Consider the following 16,023-nt stretch of genomic DNA (forward strand, 5'->3'; position numbering starts at 1 on the left):
CACTCCTTTTTATGATTCATCCTTCATTATAGTATATTTCTCTAAAAACTTTGTGTTAAAGTCTCCGCCAACAAATACTTCATGTTCCATCATCCGTTGGTGGAAAGGAATTGTAGTATGAACCCCTTCAATGACGAATTCATCAAGGGCACGCTTCATCCGGCGAATCGCTTCATCTCTATCACGACCATACGTAATCAGCTTAGCGACCATAGAATCATAATAAGGCGGGATCATGTAGCCAGGATATGCTGCTGAGTCCACTCTGACACCCAGACCTCCAGGAGGAAGGTACATATCGATTTTACCCGCTGAAGGCATAAAGTTTTTGTGAGGGTTTTCTGCATTGATCCTGCATTCAATGGACCAGCCTTCGAATTCAATCTCTTCCTGTTTGAAAGAAAGTTCATTGTTGTCTGCAATCAATAACATTTCTTTAATCAAATCTACACCTGTAACCATTTCCGTAACCGGGTGCTCCACCTGAATTCTTGTATTCATTTCCATGAAGTAGAAAGAATCATCTTCTTTGTCATAGATGAACTCAACGGTACCCGCACCTGAATAGTTGACGGCAAGAGCTGCTTTTACTGCTGCATCTCCCATTTTCGCACGCATTTCCTCCGTGATCGCTGGAGACGGCGTTTCCTCAATCAACTTCTGAAGGCGGCGTTGAATGGTACAGTCCCTTTCACCAAGGTGTACGGCGTTACCATGGTTATCGGCAAGTACTTGAATTTCGACGTGGCGGAAATCTTCAATGAACTTTTCGATATAGACGCCAGGGTTACCGAATGCTGTCTCTGCTTCCTGCTGAGTCATACGAATTCCTTTTTTTAAATCTTCTTCGTTGCGGGCTACACGAATACCTTTACCGCCCCCGCCTGCTGTTGCCTTGATAATGACTGGGTAACCGATCTCTTCAGCTACTTTCAGCCCTTCCTCTTCATCCTTGATAATACCTGATGAACCAGGAACAACCGGTACCCCTGCTTCTCTCATCGTTTCACGAGCGACGTCCTTCGTCCCCATCTTTTGAATGGCGTAAGAGGATGGCCCAATGAAAGTAATATTACACTCTTCACACATCTCAGCGAACTCTGCATTTTCCGAAAGGAAGCCGTATCCTGGATGGATCGCATCTGTCTCCGTCAATGTAGCCAGGCTCATAATGTTCGTGTAATTCAAATAACTATCTTTACTGAGCGTCGGTCCAACACAATACGCTTCATCAGCCATCTGAACGTGCAACGCTTCTTTGTCAGCTTCGGAATAAACCGCTACCGTTTCAATCCCCATCTCTTTACAAGCGCGGATGACACGCACAGCGATTTCTCCTCTGTTTGCTATCAGAACTTTTTTAATCAACGTCTCAAACCCCCGTTTACTTGGACTTCACACGGAACAACGGCTGACCATATTCCACTAGTTCACCGTCTTTAACGAGAATCTCAACGATTTCCCCTGATACTTCCGCTTCAATCTCATTAAATAATTTCATCGCTTCAACGATACAGACGACGGAATCTTCTTTAACTGAGTCTCCGACTTTCACATAAACATCCTCTTCAGGTGAAGGAGATGCATAGAAAGTTCCGACCATCGGTGATTTCACCTCTGCATCGTAATCGGCACTACCTTGGGCTTTTGGAGCTTCGCTTTCAGCTGCTGCTTCTTTGACCTCTTGTTTAGGCGCTTGCTCGGCAGCTTCTTGTTTAGCCTCTGTTTTTGGTGGAGCTTGTACCGGCTGTTGGACTTGTACTGGTTCAGCAACAACCTGTCCCTGTGGCTTTTTCATGTGAACTTTAGTTCCGTTTGCTTCATAAGAAAACTCATCGATATTGGATTGATCAATCAATTTAATGATTTCTCTGATTTCTTGTACCTTTAGCATTTGTGGCACCCCTCTTATGTAAAGTTACTTTTTATAAACTGGTACTAATACCTCTTCATATTCTATTATACATTACCACCTCCCTGCAACTCGCTACAAGAATAACCTCCAGTAATATTCTGACAACTATCCCACAATAGCTCCCATTTCTGGAACGCTCAGTACCGATACTTTTGCGGAGTTGATGGGGGATGCGAGACTCTTGTTAGAATGGATGGGCCGGCAAGACCCCATAATGCGAAGAACGAGAAGGCTTGCCGTCATCTCCCCAGGAAAGTGAGTAGCTTCCCTGCCACTCATGACACTCAATACAGCAACGAACCACAAGCATTCCGAAACTGAGTCTCCTACAATCCTGCCAGATAGCTTAATAAATGAAGACAAATGACAAAAAAGCCTCACTCCTTTTTTGAAGGAGTGAGGCTTCTGTTTTATTTTCAGCCTGCTGGCTGGAATTGTACTTGAACTTCTTTCTGTCCAAATTCGTCAGAGACCATTTGGATGATGTTGTTCGTTTCTGTTTTCGATAGTTCAGCCGCTTTCACCGTAACGTGGACGACATCATCTTCCGCTCTTACTAGTACATCATCATAGGAAGCACTGGCACGGATGGTATTTTCGATGATGGATTCTTTGGATTGGTTTGCTTTGATTGTCTCCATTTTTTCTAAGGCTTCATTCTTCTCTTCTGTACTAAAATCACTGGAGGCAACGATTTCTGATAGCTGTTCTTGCATTTGATCCCGTTGATTTTGCATGTCGAGACGGATGGCGGAGAAAAGCTCATCAGTAGAAATCTGGGAAATGACTGTGCCATCGCCAGTAGTTTCTACCCCTTCCTCGCCAGCAGCATCTTCTGTAATCTCTGCCCATTCATCTTCCTGTATAAAGGCCATTTCACCATTGTCCGGGGAAGTCATGTAATATACGCTCAGCACAATCAAGAGACTCAACATTGTCAACAACCAAACCGTTTGTTTTTTAACCAAAGTAACCCCTCCTTATTGTTTAGGCAAAACAGAAATCCTGTGAGTCGGGACATCCAAAACTCTAGAGACAGCTTCCACCACCCACGCTTTCACCTGCATTTGATCGACCCCCGCAGCTGTTACGAAAACTCCGCTTACCTCCGGCTTAGATGTTTGCGTTAGCAGCGGAACCTCCCGATCGCCTTGGCGGACGAGAACTAGCTGCTGTTCTCTTGAATAATCCTCAATTTCACGTTCCCCTCCGTTCTTATCATTTTCCTTGGTTGTTTGTTTTCCGACGATTAAATTTTTATCGTACACTTTTTTATGTGTCGATGACAGGTTGATCATAATGTCCACAGCGGATACCCCTTGAATGTTTTCAAGAAGAGGCTTAAGCTGTTTTTCATACTCTTTTTCCAACAGGGAAATAGAGTCCGTCATTTCAGGAGTCTGTGCAGACGCTGCGTTCTCCCCGGCTTGACTTGGCACATTTCCTTCATCGAGGGCCGGTGAAGGAGAATCGCTCGGCTGGAACCAATTGCTTGTTAGAATTATCAACACTCCGATAATACCAATGGCGATTAAATACTTCGTCTTATTCAGCTTTCTCCCCTCTTTGTTAGATAGAGGTTCCGTCAGCTTGTTCCACCATTTATTCATCCTCATCCTCCCAGCGGATAATGATTTGTTCCTTGTTCAAGTCAAGATAGTCAGCGATCCATTTTAATAATTCTGGATCTTGTTTTTCTTCTTCTGTCTCCCCTTCTTCCATGATAGAGATCTCTACATCCTCGACCGACTGGGTCTGTTCATCACGTGAAAGTGTGAGGGTCAGCTTGTCCAACGTTTCTAAACTGTAAGGCTGTTGATGGAAGCTCATTTCAGCATTGACGAGAACCAGGTTTTGTTCTTCTTTCAATGGCGTTTCAATTTCAGCTGCAAGCGCCTGGGTAACTTGTTCTAATTTATATGCATCTTGTCCTTCGAGTATTTCATTTTTCTTTGCTTCTACATTTTCCTCAAATACTTCTGCGTCCATTTGTTGCTGCATGGTCTGGTCAGCGCGTTGTATAAGACTCTCAGGATCAATGTTTAAAATTTGTAAGAGTGGCCCCATAAAGATCAGTAGCAGCAAAATAGACATGACCAGTCGGGCGTACTTCTTCATGACACCTGACGGGAGAAGAGCGTCTGCTACCATCGCCAATAAAAGAAAGAGAACAATCTTTGTGATCCACTCAATGAGATACTCCATATTCACCACCCTATCTGACCATCATCGTAATGTTACTAGCCGCCACCATAATGACGATAACAAGAAAGAACATCATAGAAACCATTAATAGTGCGGCAAAGATATAAAGAATATGCCTGCTGACAACGTCCATCGCCTGAATGATCGGCCCGTCCCCGAGTGGCTGAAGAAGAGCTGCAGCAATTTTGTAAATGAGAGCTATGGCTAACACCTTAATAGCTGGAAATATTGCGATTCCAAGTAATATGACCACTCCGGCAATCCCCAGGGTGTTTTTTAGTACAAGAGAAGCCCCAAGGATTGTATCCGTGGCATCCGTGAACAACCTCCCCACAACAGGAACAAAATTTCCGGTAACAAAACGAGCGGTTTTCATTGTAATCCCATCCTGTACCGCAGTCACTGTACCCTGAACAGATATCACACCAAGAAAGATAGTTAAAAACACGCCCATGATCGCCATCCCTGTTTTTCTTAGAAGTTCAGCCAGTTGATCTACTTTGTATGTCTCATTCAAACTTCCCACAATTAACAAAAGAGCGGAGGAAGCAAACAATGGAATTAGTAAGTACTTGACCAGCAGGCCGCTTGATTGGACAAGAGCAATAATAATAGGGTGAAAAAAGGATATGGACATCAGGTGACTGAAGGAAGCCATGATTCCAAGAAGCAGAGGAATCAACCCAATCATGAAGCTGCTCATTCGTTCAATGGCCCCTAGTGTATATTCAATGACTTGCCTAAAACTCTCCAGTGCAAGCGTCAACAAAACAAGGTAAACCACCATGTATGCAATCTTACTGACTACAGAATCTTCAAATGCCGACTGCACTGAGTGAAGCAAAGTACTGAAAAGTGTTAAGAACAATAAGGAAGCAAGTAACTTTCCGTTGAAGAGAAGCTCATGGAAGAAGAATTCCAGTATTCCTGAAAACCAATCCGATGATTCAACTGAACTTTCACTTTGGATAAATTCACGAAAGTTATTCGTATGAAAATTGGGAAGATACTCTCCATACTGCTGGTTCAATTCATTCCAATTGTCCTCCAACTCTTCTGTAGATATATGATCGAGCATAGAAATATCAGGATCTGCAGGGGAGGGAGATGCAGCAACGATGATTGGAGAGTTCAAGCAACCGATCACAATTAGACAACACAACAACATCCGTTTCATGGCATCCCTCCCGTGTTTCCTATGCACCTGGAATGAAATTCAAAATGGTCTCGATCACAGCTGTTACAATCGGTATGGCAAGCATCAATATAAACAATTTCCCTGCTAATTCCACTTTAGAAGCCAGGGAGTTGAGCCCGGCATCTCGAATAAGTTGGGCTCCAAATTCTGCGATATAGGCAATGCCGATGATTTTCAAGATCGTCTTGAAATACATAGGTTCGACCTGAGCCTTTTCAGCCATGTAAGACAATAGTGCAAAGATATGCCTGACCTGATCAAGAATGGTTAAAAACAGGATGATGACCGTGAATAAAAGGAGAAGAAAAGCGACCGAAGATTTGTGTTCCTTTAATAGTAGAATCAACAAGGCCGCTACTAATCCTAGTGAAACAATTTGAATAATATCCATGGGTTACCCCTGATAAAGGAAAACAGACTTGATTTGCTGAAACAGATCAGCGAGCCTGTGGAGTACAATAAATAAGACAATGATGAAACCCGTCAAGGTCACAGCCTGTGCAATTTCTTCTTTACCCATCTGTTTCAGGATGCTGTGGATCATCGCGACAATAATACCTACACCAGCTATTTGGAATAATATCGTTGCATCTTGGAGCACAATGCCTCTTCCCCCTTTTGTAAAATGCCTATTCCTTCTAAATGATTAAAATAATGACAAGCAGCCCGCTTAATATCCCCATTCCTTTCGCCATCTTTTGATATTGATCGCCGACTTCCAGGGCATCATTCAGTTCGCGATCCAGGTGATGAATGGTTAGTTGGATCTGTTTTTGCTGCTGCTCCAGATCGTGCTGGCCAAGCGTTCTTCCAAACTGCATCAGTATTTCTAATTCGTTTTTCCCCATCGCGTTTAATGACCAGTGTTTCTTTAGCTGCTTCGACCACAAGGAATAGAAGTCATCCCAAACTCCATTTTCATTAAGAATACCTTCAAAAAACTGGTTAATGGGTTTCGGTAAATGTCTGGATAAATTCTCACACACTTCCAGCAACGAAGATTGTCCAAAAACCATCTCAGCTTCTATCATCTGTAAAGCGTTTTTCCATTGCCGAATATGCCCTGGACGCTTTTTGAAACGGGAAGCCATATCAAACCCTGCCCAGGTCGTAACGGTTAACACGATGACAGCCCCGATCCATTGCATTTGATTCCCTCCCCTTCCCATGGCCTAGTACTTCTCCCGATTGATCAAAAACTGTCCATCTTCTTTCTTTCTGAGGGGACATCCGATCCAAGACAACATATCTTTGGAACACTTCCTCCTCCATCAACTGTTTTGCTGATGGACGTTTCCTGATTCCAGTAAAACTCTGACCATGAATACTGCATATAACTTCTACACCTGTATACGTCGCCTCACGGACAGCTTCGGCATCTTTCTGTCCACCTATTTCATCTACAATTAACACTTCTGGTGACATGGAACGAATCATCATCATCATGCCTTCCGCTTTAGGACAAGCATCCATCACATCTGTGCGGAACCCAACATCCAGTTGAGGGACTCCCTTCATGCTTGCTGCTATTTCGGAACGCTCGTCCACAATGGCGACTTTCGCTGCGCTGTATCCCTTTTGATCAGATCCAATGTAACGCGCCAATTCCCGAAGGAGTGTGGTTTTCCCTGAATGTGGAGGTCCGATAACCATCGTACTCATCCACCGCCCCGCTTGATAAAGGTATGGGATAAGAGGCTCAACATTCCCCGAAGTAGCTCTAGCAACCCTAATGTTCATAAATGATATGTGCTTTAGTGTTTCGACATGATCTTGATGGGTGTTCGTCTTTCCAGCCAAACCTACCCTGTGGCCACCCTCAATCGTAATGAAACCCTCTTTCAACTCTTCCTTAAAACGGTAGAGGGAGAACTGACTGATCTGGTTCAGGACGAAAGAGAGGTGATCAACAGTCATCACTACAGCCTCAATGGAATCATGACGATTATTTTCAAGAACCTCTATCGGACGACCAATCCTTAAACGGATCTCCTGCACACTCTTCCACTGGACCTCACTTTTTAAGAGATGTTGGATAGAGGGTGGGAACAAACGTATAATCTCCTTCATCCTCTCCTACTCCTTTATTAGGTTTACTTCATATGTATGTGCTTCTTACGGGCTTATGACTGTGAAATGGTATAAAACTAGAAGATTTTGAGAGAGGAACTAGAGGGGTGATAGAGCAATTGATAGAAACTATTTACCACACTCATATTAAGCTATATGGCAGGATTGGTGAAAACTCAGTTTCGAGACTTTCCAGGGTTCGTTGCCCGGGTTGAGCGTCAGGGGTGGCTGGGAAGCTACTCGCTTTCCTGCGGGGATGACGGCAAGCCTTTCCCGCGGGAGTCCCGCATCTTCCCAACCACCCCATTCGATGTAGGACTGTAACGAACCCCTTTACCAAGTTTGACGGTCTTCTTCTATCCAACTATTAGGGGGGAGAAGCGCTCTGAATTAGGCTTTGCTGTGCTAGGGGAGGTGTTCTTTCATCCATTTCTAATAATCATACGAGCTGTCCTTATCGTAGTGGTTTCGAGACACCGATATAGCAAAGGGGCGGAGGGGAGGGGCGAGACTCCTACCTTAAGTGTGCAGGCGCCGGAACCGGATATCTACGAGGAAAAAAGTACTTGGTGAGACCCCACAGGACGCAGTCCGAGGAGGCTCACCGCGCTCCCGCGGAAAGCGAGTCATCCCTCGCAGGCCCATACACTCAACAAAAATCTTGAAACTGAGTCTTCCACTAAAGGGAGCTTATATGGAAAAGTATTTTGCTGGGGTAACAGATGTTTCACACAAAAAAAAGAACCTGTCCGGATCGGACAAGTTCTTTTCGAAGCGCAAGATTATGCACGGGATACGTATTTGCCATCTGTCGTACTGATGACCAATACTTCCCCTTCATTGATGAAGAATGGCACTTGAACAGTAAGACCGGTTTCAAGTGTTGCAGGTTTTGTACCGCCACTTGCTGTGTCACCTTTAATGCCGGGTTCTGTTTCGGTAACTTCAAGCTCAACGTTTTTCGGCAGTTCAACACCGATTGTTTCACTTTCGTATGACTGGATTTGGACTTCCATGTTCTCTTTCAAATAGTTCAATTGTTCTTGGATAGTAGCTGTAGGAATTTCCACTTGTTCATATGTCTCCATATCCATGAACGCGTGCATATCACCATTTGCATAAAGATATTGCATTTTGCGGTTTTCAATGTGTGCACGTTCTACTTTTTCACCACCACGGAACGTTTTTTCCTGAATATTTCCGTTGCGGAGGTTACGGAGTTTCGAACGAACAAAGGCCGCTCCTTTTCCTGGCTTTACGTGTTGGAAATCCATTACTTGCCAAATATCTCCATCCACTTCAATTGTCAGACCTGTACGAAAATCGTTTACTGAAATCATTTGTCTTCCTCCTTTAAATTACAACGTGATTAATTCTTTGGTAGACTTGCTCAGTCGTTCATTTCCTGTTTTCGTCACGATTGTATCATCTTCAATACGGCAGCCGCCGACGTTCGGAACATAAATGCCCGGCTCAACCGTCACAACCATGCCTTCTTCAAGAGTGACATCGGAACGGAAGGAAAGTCCAGGCCCTTCGTGGACGTCCAAACCAATTCCATGACCTGTGGAATGACCGAAATATTCGCCATACCCTTTTTCTTTTATATAATCACGTGTCAGCGCATCGGCTTCCTTACCCGTGATGCCTTCTTTTATTCCTTCCATACCTTTTAACTGGGCCTGTAAAACGGTATCATAGATTTCCTTCAACTGATCATTGATTTCGCCTACAGCTACTGTTCTTGTGATATCAGAACAATACCCTTTGTAAAGGGCACCAAAATCAAGCGTCACAAGCTCTCCGGATTGGATTTCCTTTTCGGAAGCCACACCGTGGGGCAGAGCTGAACGATATCCTGATGCAACGATAATATCAAAACTTGAAGAGGTCGCTCCTTGCTTACGCATGAAGAACTCAAGTTCATTAGATACATCAATCTCCTTCACACCAGGCTTTATGTAACTAAGAATATGTTCGAAAGCATCATCAGCAATCTTAACGGCATCCTTTAATATACTAATCTCCTCATCCGTCTTAATCAAGCGTAATTTTTCCACAAGGCCTGATGTAGGGACGAGTTCTGCCTCTAAAGCTTCATTATATTGTTCGAAAAGCGTATAGGTAACATGATCTTTTTCAAATCCGATCCGTTTCAAACCTAATTCTTTTGCTTTTTCAGCAACTGTTTTCGGCATAGGCGTTTTATGTTCAAGGATCTCAAACTCCTTCGCTTGCTCTGCCGCTTGTTCTGTATAACGGAAATCTGTAATTAAAACAGCTGCGTCCCTCGTCACTAAAAGAGCTCCAGAAGAACCGGCAAAGCCTGATATATACCTTCTGTTTTTCGGACTCATAATTAAAAGGCCATCTAGTTCATTTGATGCAATCGATTTTCTTAAATTTGAAAGTTTACTCACGAATGATTTCTCCCTTCACTTTCTACCTTTTGGATCATCCCCAATGTCGCTAATCGGTAGCCATCAATTCCAAAGCCGACTATTTGGCCTGAACAAACCGGTGCTAACATCGAGATATGGCGGAAAGATTCCCGTTCATGGACATTTGAAATATGGATCTCTACCACAGGTTTTGAGATTGCACTAATGGCATCCCTTAAAGCAATGCTTGTGTGTGTATAAGCTGCGGGGTTTATGATGATCCCCTCAGCCTCTTCTTCAGCCCGCTGAATCCAATCGACGAGATCCCCCTCATGATTGGACTGAAAAGATGTGACTGCATACCCGAGCTCCGAGGCCGTTTGCTCGACCAATACCTCAACATCTTCAAGAGATTTTTTTCCGTATGTTTCCGGCTCCCGCTTGCCTAACCTATTCAAATTCGGCCCATTGATCAAAAACAGCCGCTTCTTCCCCATTCACCAATCCCACCATTTCCAAAATTGTCATACACTTTAAGTTTATCATACTCTCCCTTGATTTGAATAAGAATTCACTGTCTCATTGAACTCCCTGTATTCATAAGAGATGGAATACCCGATAAAAACCCCGTATAAAATAAACAAACAACCAGTTGTCACCCATGTATCACTATTTAGTTCCATAAAAGCCGGAATTGCTGGAAAGATGGGGGTTAATAGAAGATAAACGACCGCCCAGAGCCCTATTCCATAAAAAACACCTGGCCACATACCATTCTTTTTTTTCAGAAGAAGATAGTAAATAAGAGCTGTCCCTAAAGATAATATCCCTAAAATAAGAACAGCTAGTACTTCAGCAAGCCATGTACCCGTCCAATCCGTCTGCCAGAATGATCGGAAAACGAAGGAGGCAGGAGACACTTCTGTGAAATTGAAATAATACGCAAGCGCACCTAAACCACTCCATAAAATCCCGGCAGTAAACCCTATGACTAATGCTTTTGCTATGACACTTTGCTGTGGCTCTTGTTGTCTTTGGTCTTTTTGTTTTTCAGCCATCTTCATCACCTCTATTCTCATTTTAACCAACCCCAAATTTTTCATGCTCTTTTCGATTGTTGGGCTAGTGCTTCATACGAATTTGAGGTAAAATAAAAGTCCAACCAAATTTAATACTCTATTGTTTAAACAAGCCCCTTTGAAGTAAAGAGTTTACTAAAACGTACTCTTTCACCATTCAAAAATAATGAAGGGCCTGCATATTTTATTCTATAAAGGACACAATCTTAAATAGCACATAATAGCCTACCATCCGCCGCATCTGATGATGAATAGTGTTGAAATAAGGGTATAGTTCAATAACCAGATATTCATAGTCGACCACTACGAGAAGGGAGGAAAATATCATGCGTAATTGGATGACTCCTGTCATTTACACATTGATTGGTTTAGCCATTTTCTTTGTTGGCGTTCAGTTGTTTACGAACACAACCAGCTTTCTCACTTCGATCGTTATGATGATCGGAATCGCTGTTCTCATTTACGGTGCCATCTACTTCTTCTTCCTCCGCAAGCGCGGTATAGGAGGGGCAGCAGGTGGAAACCGAAATGAAATGAAGAAATACAAGCAAGCAGTCAAACAATCCAAACAAAAATACAAGCAGCCAACACCTGTCATTAAGAAAAGCCCTGTAGCCAAAGCCCAGACCAAAGCGTCTGCATTAGGTAGAAAAAACCGGAAACGTTCGAGTGGACCACAGCTTCGTGTGATTGAAGGCAGTAAAAGCAAAGGAAAAAATCGAGCCACCTTCTAATGGCTCGATTTTTTTATTTCGTATTATGGTTCATCTGCTCCATCGTTTCAAGAATTTACTTGCATGTTCACGACCTAATGCCATCAAGGTTTCTTTTTCTTCTTTACTCATATCAAAATCCGTTGTTTCTACTCCACTGACCGGGATAAAGATAATATCCTTACTCAACGCCTTGGAAATGTACCTTGCATCGTGGGCTTGCTGCATCGTCTTAAAAAGTGCATGGAACATTTGGATGGCATTTTTGATTTTCTGTTCTGGTAATTTATCTGGTTCATCACTTAACTTCATTCCGATTATAGGTCTGGTACGACAGCCATCCGGCTTTTCCCAAATCCACAGAGGGAAATTACTCAACACTCCACCATCTACCATAATGGACCTTCCACGTTTTCCGTGAATTTTTACAGGAATAAAAAAGTAGGGGAGTCCTGAGCTCATCCTTACAGCTTTGGCTACAGAGAAAGTAGCAGGATCAATGCCGTACACTTTCTTCAAATCATCAGGGATCACAACTATTCTTCCTAAAGTCAGGTCAGAACAAATCACCTTTAATGACCCGGACGGTAAGTCCGCAAAAGTACGCACGCCCTTTTCACCAAGCCACTCCTCTAATACATTTTCCAACTGATTCCCTTTATACAGCCCCATCCGATAATACAAAAGAAGCCATTTCATAAATGGAAACAGGCGATCTGACAATGGAACGTCTACTAAACTAAGAAACGAAAGATGATTGAGTCTTTCCTTCAGTTCTCTAGCTGTGTAGCCGGCGGCTGTCAAACTAGCCAAAATGGCACCAGCGGATGTTCCTGCCATTCGTTTGAATGTGTACCCTTGCTCTTCTAGTTCTTCAAGAGCTCCAATGAAAGCAAGGGCTTTCACACCGCCGCCGGAAAAAACACCGTCCACTTTCATCCTGCTTCACCCCACTTTACTTCATTATAAACACGGGTTTGGCAAATTAGAACGAAAGCAGACGAATTCAAAGGCAAGGCTATTTAAGATGCTATACCTTGTCTTTCGCTGGCAATTAATAGTTCCCCCGCCTGCACATTTTCCGAGGCATTCGGTTACGAAATGGCCGATGAAGACCTAAAGCATATATAAAATATTACAATAATATCAGGATAACGGATCAATGAGGTGTATAAAAAATTCGTCATAAAAAAAGACGCATGGGATCCCATGCGTTTTTTCACTCATCATTCTGTTCTTCATTCTTTTTCTGAACTTCTCTTAACGCACTCACACGCTCTGGCTTCTCATCGAAGTATTGAACGAGATCACCAATACGGTCGATAGAGTTCCAACTCATGTGGTGCTCAATACCTTCAACATCATCATAAATATTCTCCTGATCGACCCCGATAATCTCCAGGAACTGTTCCAATAGTTCATGACGATAAACAAGACGCTTTCCGACTTTCTTTCCTTTTGGTGTTAAAATCAATCCTCGATATTTTTCATAGTTCAAGTATTGGTCTCGATCAAGTTTCTGAACCATCTTCGTAACGGAGGACGGATGTACCTGGAGATTTTCAGCTATATCAGAAACTCGTGCATAACCTTTATCTTCAATTAATATATAGATTTGTTCAATGTAATCTTCCATGCTAGGTGTCGGCATGTTGAACCCCCAATACCCTGTCTTATGTACACGCCCTACACTGTATGGTGGACGGTTTTTATAGCATATGTTTCCACATTAAAATGATACACCAGATTCCTACCAGTGACAAGCAAGGCCTGTACTTGATCTTTAACACAATGAATGGAATCAAAAAAATAAACCGGCCGTTAAAAACGACCGGTTGTGTTTTTACAATCCACACTTCAACTGCGCATTACAGTTCGTGCAAGTATTGCAACCACCTATATCTTCAACCGTACCCTGGCGACAAACGGGACACGTATCTCCTACTTCAGATCCGATTGTAACGTTTGTCTTATCTAGCTCATGGATCGTGTCCATAAGTACAACATGAGGTTTTTTGTCTTCCGATTCAAACAGTTCCGTCTGTTCTCCCTCGAAGTCATTCTCTTCTGCTTTTAAAGATAATACTTGACTATCCCGACTTCCATCAACGTAGACCGTACCACCTTTGGCACCTCCACGATATAAACGTTGGTACACTCTTTCCACTTGTTCAACGGTGTACCCTTTTGGAGCATTGACTGTCTTGGAAATACTGCTATCTACCCAGCGCTGGATGATGCACTGTGTATCTGCGTGTGCCTCCGGGCTCATTGTCATTGCGGTAATGAACCAATCCGGCAACTCATTGGGATCTTGTTCCGGATGAGCATCCAAATATTCCTGAAGAATATCTGCCTTCACCTCAATAAATTTACCTAAACGACCGCTTCGGTAATAGGAGAATGAAAAGTAAGGCTCAAGTCCGGTACTTACGCCCACCATAGTACCAGTACTTCCTGTAGGAGCAACAGTTAAGAGATGGGAGTTTCTAATTCCATACGTCAGTACATCCTGGCGTATATCTTCCGGCATTTCCTTCATATAGCCCGTCTGAATAAAACGTTCACGCAGTTCTTTCGTTTCTTCCTGCGTTTTTCCTGTTAAGAATGGAAAACTGCCTTTTTCTTTTGCAAGTTCAATCGACTCACGATAGGCCGTGGTAGCGATAGCTTCAAAAATTTCATCGACCAGTTGGTTTCCTGCTTCAGATCCATAAGTGGTCTCACAATAAATCAACAAGTCATGAAGGCCCATAACACCAAGACCAATTCTTCGTTCACCAAGGGCCTGCACTTTATTTTCTTCCAGGAAATACGGAGTTGCGTCAATGACATTGTCCTGCATACGGACACCACGACGAACCGTTTTCTTGAGCTTTTCAAAGTCGACCTGCTTGCGTTCCTTGTCTGCAACATTTGCCAGGTTGACTGCAGCGAGATTACATACAGAATAAGGAGCAAGTGGCTGTTCACCACAAGGGTTTGTAGCGACTACCTTCTGTCCATATGCTGTTGCATTTGTTTTCTCATTGGCATTATCAATAAAGAATATGCCTGGTTCAGCCGAATACGTAGCACAGATATTAATAAGGTTCCACAATTCGCTGGCTTTTACTGTACGATAGGTGCGCACATCGAATCCACGCGCCTCCCATTCACGAACATCTCCACTTTGATGCCATTCTTCATTGTAGATTTTCATTTCTTCAGCTGAATAATTTTCAACATCCGGGAAACGAAGCTCATAATCAGCATCATTTTCCACAGCTTCCATAAATTCATTCGTGATACACACAGAAATGTTGGCGCCTGTCAAAAATTCAGAGTTATGAACGGTATAGTTCCCGCCGAGGTGAAGCTTCTCTTCTGCTTCTTGAATGCTTTGATCCGTAAATCCTCCTTGCCCTTGGATGTGTTTATAATTGACCACACTCTGGTACAAGTCCCTCTCTGTTTCTGTGAGCGGGGTGAATTTCAATTTATCTTTAGCCAATTGTTTGATCGTTTCATCTTCGGTATTCTCAATGAGGAAACGGAGAATTCGCGTATTTTGCATTTTAGAAATAATAAATTCAAGAATGTCAGGGTGCCAGTCAGATAACATAATCATTTGGGCCCCGCGTCTTGAACCACCTTGTTCGACAAGGTGTGTAAGCTTAGCGATATCATCGAGCCAGGAAACGGAGCCTGAAGATTTGCCGTTCACTCCTCTAGCCAGCGTGTTCCGAGGACGTAGTGTTGAGCCATTCGTTCCCACTCCACCTCCACGGGACATAATTTCCATCACTTGCTTACGATGATCCGATATGCCTTCACGAGAGTCTTGAATGTATGGCATCACATAACAATTAAAATATGTGACATCGGTTTGAGAACCTGCGCCATACAAAACACGTCCGGCTGGGATGAAATTCAACTCCGATAACTCTTCATAGAAGTCATTGAAGCTTTGTTGTTTCTTTTCCGTATCTGTTTCTACTTCAGAAAGCCCCGAAGCATTACGAAGGGCAATCTGCTCATAGTAGACTTCCAAAGGTTTATCGATCGTGTCAAGGCTACGCTTGATCAAACCTGTTTTTCGTTCCTCTTCATGCTCAAGAACATTTAGGAATTCATCTTCCACCCTTACTATAGCCTGGTGAGTCTGCCAATCAATAGAATGAATAAACCCAAAACCACGGGCAGGGAACTTCGGATCGTCCTTAACTGTAAGAACTACGAAATCACCCTCTGCAAGAGTCAACTTTTCTGTATCTTTAAACGCATACCTGTCCAGCATCACAAGTCGTGAGACACCTTTGTGTGTTATTGCCATGGATTCAGTAATTTCATGAACCTGTGGAAACTGCCTTATATCTGCATTGAGGCGTTGCACATCAATTTTTGTGTGTACATCTATGGAGGTGGTCGTCTGCATTTTGCATCTCTCCCTTTAAACTAAAAACTAAGTAATTTTCATTTG

Annotated in this window: 18 protein-coding genes; 1 reads left to right on the forward strand and 17 read right to left on the reverse strand. The window is 43.2% G+C overall.

Features of this window, described 5'->3' with window-relative positions; all coding sequences use genetic code 11:
- Positions 1–9: 9 nt before the first annotated feature.
- The 14 genes from accC to GLW00_RS13550 form a co-directional block, all read right to left on the reverse strand.
- Positions 10–1,368, reverse strand: coding sequence for an acetyl-CoA carboxylase biotin carboxylase subunit (accC, locus tag GLW00_RS13485; protein ID WP_160914925.1), 1,359 nt, complete (start codon positions 1,366–1,368; stop codon positions 10–12).
- Positions 1,369–1,384: 16 nt separating this feature from the next.
- Entirely contained in the window at positions 1,385–1,894 is a 510-nt protein-coding gene (gene accB / locus GLW00_RS13490; RefSeq protein ID WP_160914927.1) for an acetyl-CoA carboxylase biotin carboxyl carrier protein, read from the reverse strand.
- Positions 1,895–2,331: 437 nt separating this feature from the next.
- Complete coding sequence (locus GLW00_RS13495) at positions 2,332–2,883, reverse strand: SpoIIIAH-like family protein (protein WP_160914929.1); 552 nt, start codon at positions 2,881–2,883, stop codon at positions 2,332–2,334.
- A gap of 12 nt (positions 2,884–2,895) precedes the next feature.
- Entirely contained in the window at positions 2,896–3,525 is a 630-nt protein-coding gene (gene spoIIIAG, locus GLW00_RS13500; RefSeq protein WP_160914931.1) for a stage III sporulation protein AG, read from the reverse strand.
- Positions 3,518–4,120, reverse strand: a complete 603-nt coding sequence (gene spoIIIAF, locus GLW00_RS13505) for a stage III sporulation protein AF (RefSeq protein WP_160914933.1) — start codon at positions 4,118–4,120, stop codon at positions 3,518–3,520. The genes spoIIIAG and spoIIIAF overlap by 8 nt, the downstream gene beginning before the upstream one ends.
- A 10-nt stretch (positions 4,121–4,130) precedes the next feature.
- Positions 4,131–5,297 carry a stage III sporulation protein AE gene (gene spoIIIAE, locus GLW00_RS13510; RefSeq protein ID WP_160914935.1) on the reverse strand — a complete coding sequence of 389 codons (1,167 nt, stop codon included), beginning with the start codon at positions 5,295–5,297 and terminating at the stop codon, positions 4,131–4,133.
- A gap of 19 nt (positions 5,298–5,316) precedes the next feature.
- Entirely contained in the window at positions 5,317–5,709 is a 393-nt protein-coding gene (gene spoIIIAD, locus GLW00_RS13515; protein ID WP_160914936.1) for a stage III sporulation protein AD, read from the reverse strand.
- Positions 5,710–5,712: 3 nt separating this feature from the next.
- Positions 5,713–5,919: a stage III sporulation protein AC gene (gene spoIIIAC / locus GLW00_RS13520; protein WP_008637060.1), complete on the reverse strand. Its 207-nt coding sequence runs from the start codon at positions 5,917–5,919 to the stop codon at positions 5,713–5,715.
- Between the two features lie 37 nt (positions 5,920–5,956).
- Entirely contained in the window at positions 5,957–6,466 is a 510-nt protein-coding gene (gene spoIIIAB / locus GLW00_RS13525) for a stage III sporulation protein SpoIIIAB (RefSeq protein ID WP_160914938.1), read from the reverse strand.
- Complete coding sequence (gene spoIIIAA, locus GLW00_RS13530) at positions 6,411–7,388, reverse strand: stage III sporulation protein AA (protein ID WP_160914940.1); 978 nt, start codon at positions 7,386–7,388, stop codon at positions 6,411–6,413. The genes spoIIIAB and spoIIIAA overlap by 56 nt, the downstream gene beginning before the upstream one ends.
- 782 nt (positions 7,389–8,170) lie before the next feature.
- Positions 8,171–8,728 (reverse strand): elongation factor P, encoded by a 558-nt coding sequence (efp, locus tag GLW00_RS13535; RefSeq protein ID WP_160914942.1) that lies wholly within the window; start codon positions 8,726–8,728, stop codon positions 8,171–8,173.
- A gap of 18 nt (positions 8,729–8,746) precedes the next feature.
- On the reverse strand, positions 8,747–9,808 hold the full coding sequence (locus GLW00_RS13540; RefSeq protein WP_160914944.1) for a M24 family metallopeptidase: 1,062 nt from the start codon (positions 9,806–9,808) through the stop codon (positions 8,747–8,749).
- Positions 9,805–10,266: a type II 3-dehydroquinate dehydratase gene (gene aroQ / locus GLW00_RS13545; protein ID WP_160914946.1), complete on the reverse strand. Its 462-nt coding sequence runs from the start codon at positions 10,264–10,266 to the stop codon at positions 9,805–9,807. The genes GLW00_RS13540 and aroQ overlap by 4 nt, the downstream gene beginning before the upstream one ends.
- 45 nt (positions 10,267–10,311) lie before the next feature.
- Positions 10,312–10,827: a YqhR family membrane protein gene (locus GLW00_RS13550; protein ID WP_160914948.1), complete on the reverse strand. Its 516-nt coding sequence runs from the start codon at positions 10,825–10,827 to the stop codon at positions 10,312–10,314.
- A gap of 347 nt (positions 10,828–11,174) precedes the next feature.
- Here GLW00_RS13550 and GLW00_RS13555 point away from each other — a divergent pair, with 347 nt between their 5' ends.
- Positions 11,175–11,582 carry an SA1362 family protein gene (locus GLW00_RS13555; protein ID WP_160914950.1) on the forward strand — a complete coding sequence of 136 codons (408 nt, stop codon included), beginning with the start codon at positions 11,175–11,177 and terminating at the stop codon, positions 11,580–11,582.
- A gap of 30 nt (positions 11,583–11,612) precedes the next feature.
- On the opposite strand, the gene GLW00_RS13560 is transcribed toward GLW00_RS13555, so the two are convergent.
- The 3 genes from GLW00_RS13560 to GLW00_RS13570 all read right to left on the reverse strand — a co-directional run bounded on the left by GLW00_RS13560 (position 11,613) and on the right by GLW00_RS13570 (position 15,978).
- Positions 11,613–12,500, reverse strand: coding sequence for a patatin-like phospholipase family protein (locus GLW00_RS13560; protein ID WP_160914952.1), 888 nt, complete (start codon positions 12,498–12,500; stop codon positions 11,613–11,615).
- A gap of 280 nt (positions 12,501–12,780) precedes the next feature.
- Complete coding sequence (mntR, locus tag GLW00_RS13565; RefSeq protein ID WP_160914954.1) at positions 12,781–13,212, reverse strand: transcriptional regulator MntR; 432 nt, start codon at positions 13,210–13,212, stop codon at positions 12,781–12,783.
- Positions 13,213–13,404: 192 nt separating this feature from the next.
- Positions 13,405–15,978, reverse strand: a complete 2,574-nt coding sequence (locus GLW00_RS13570; protein WP_160914956.1) for a vitamin B12-dependent ribonucleotide reductase — start codon at positions 15,976–15,978, stop codon at positions 13,405–13,407.
- Between the last annotated feature and the right edge of the window lie 45 nt (positions 15,979–16,023).

It is taken from the genome of Halobacillus litoralis (assembly GCF_009856445.1).
Taxonomy (GTDB): domain Bacteria; phylum Bacillota; class Bacilli; order Bacillales; family Halobacillaceae; genus Halobacillus; species Halobacillus litoralis.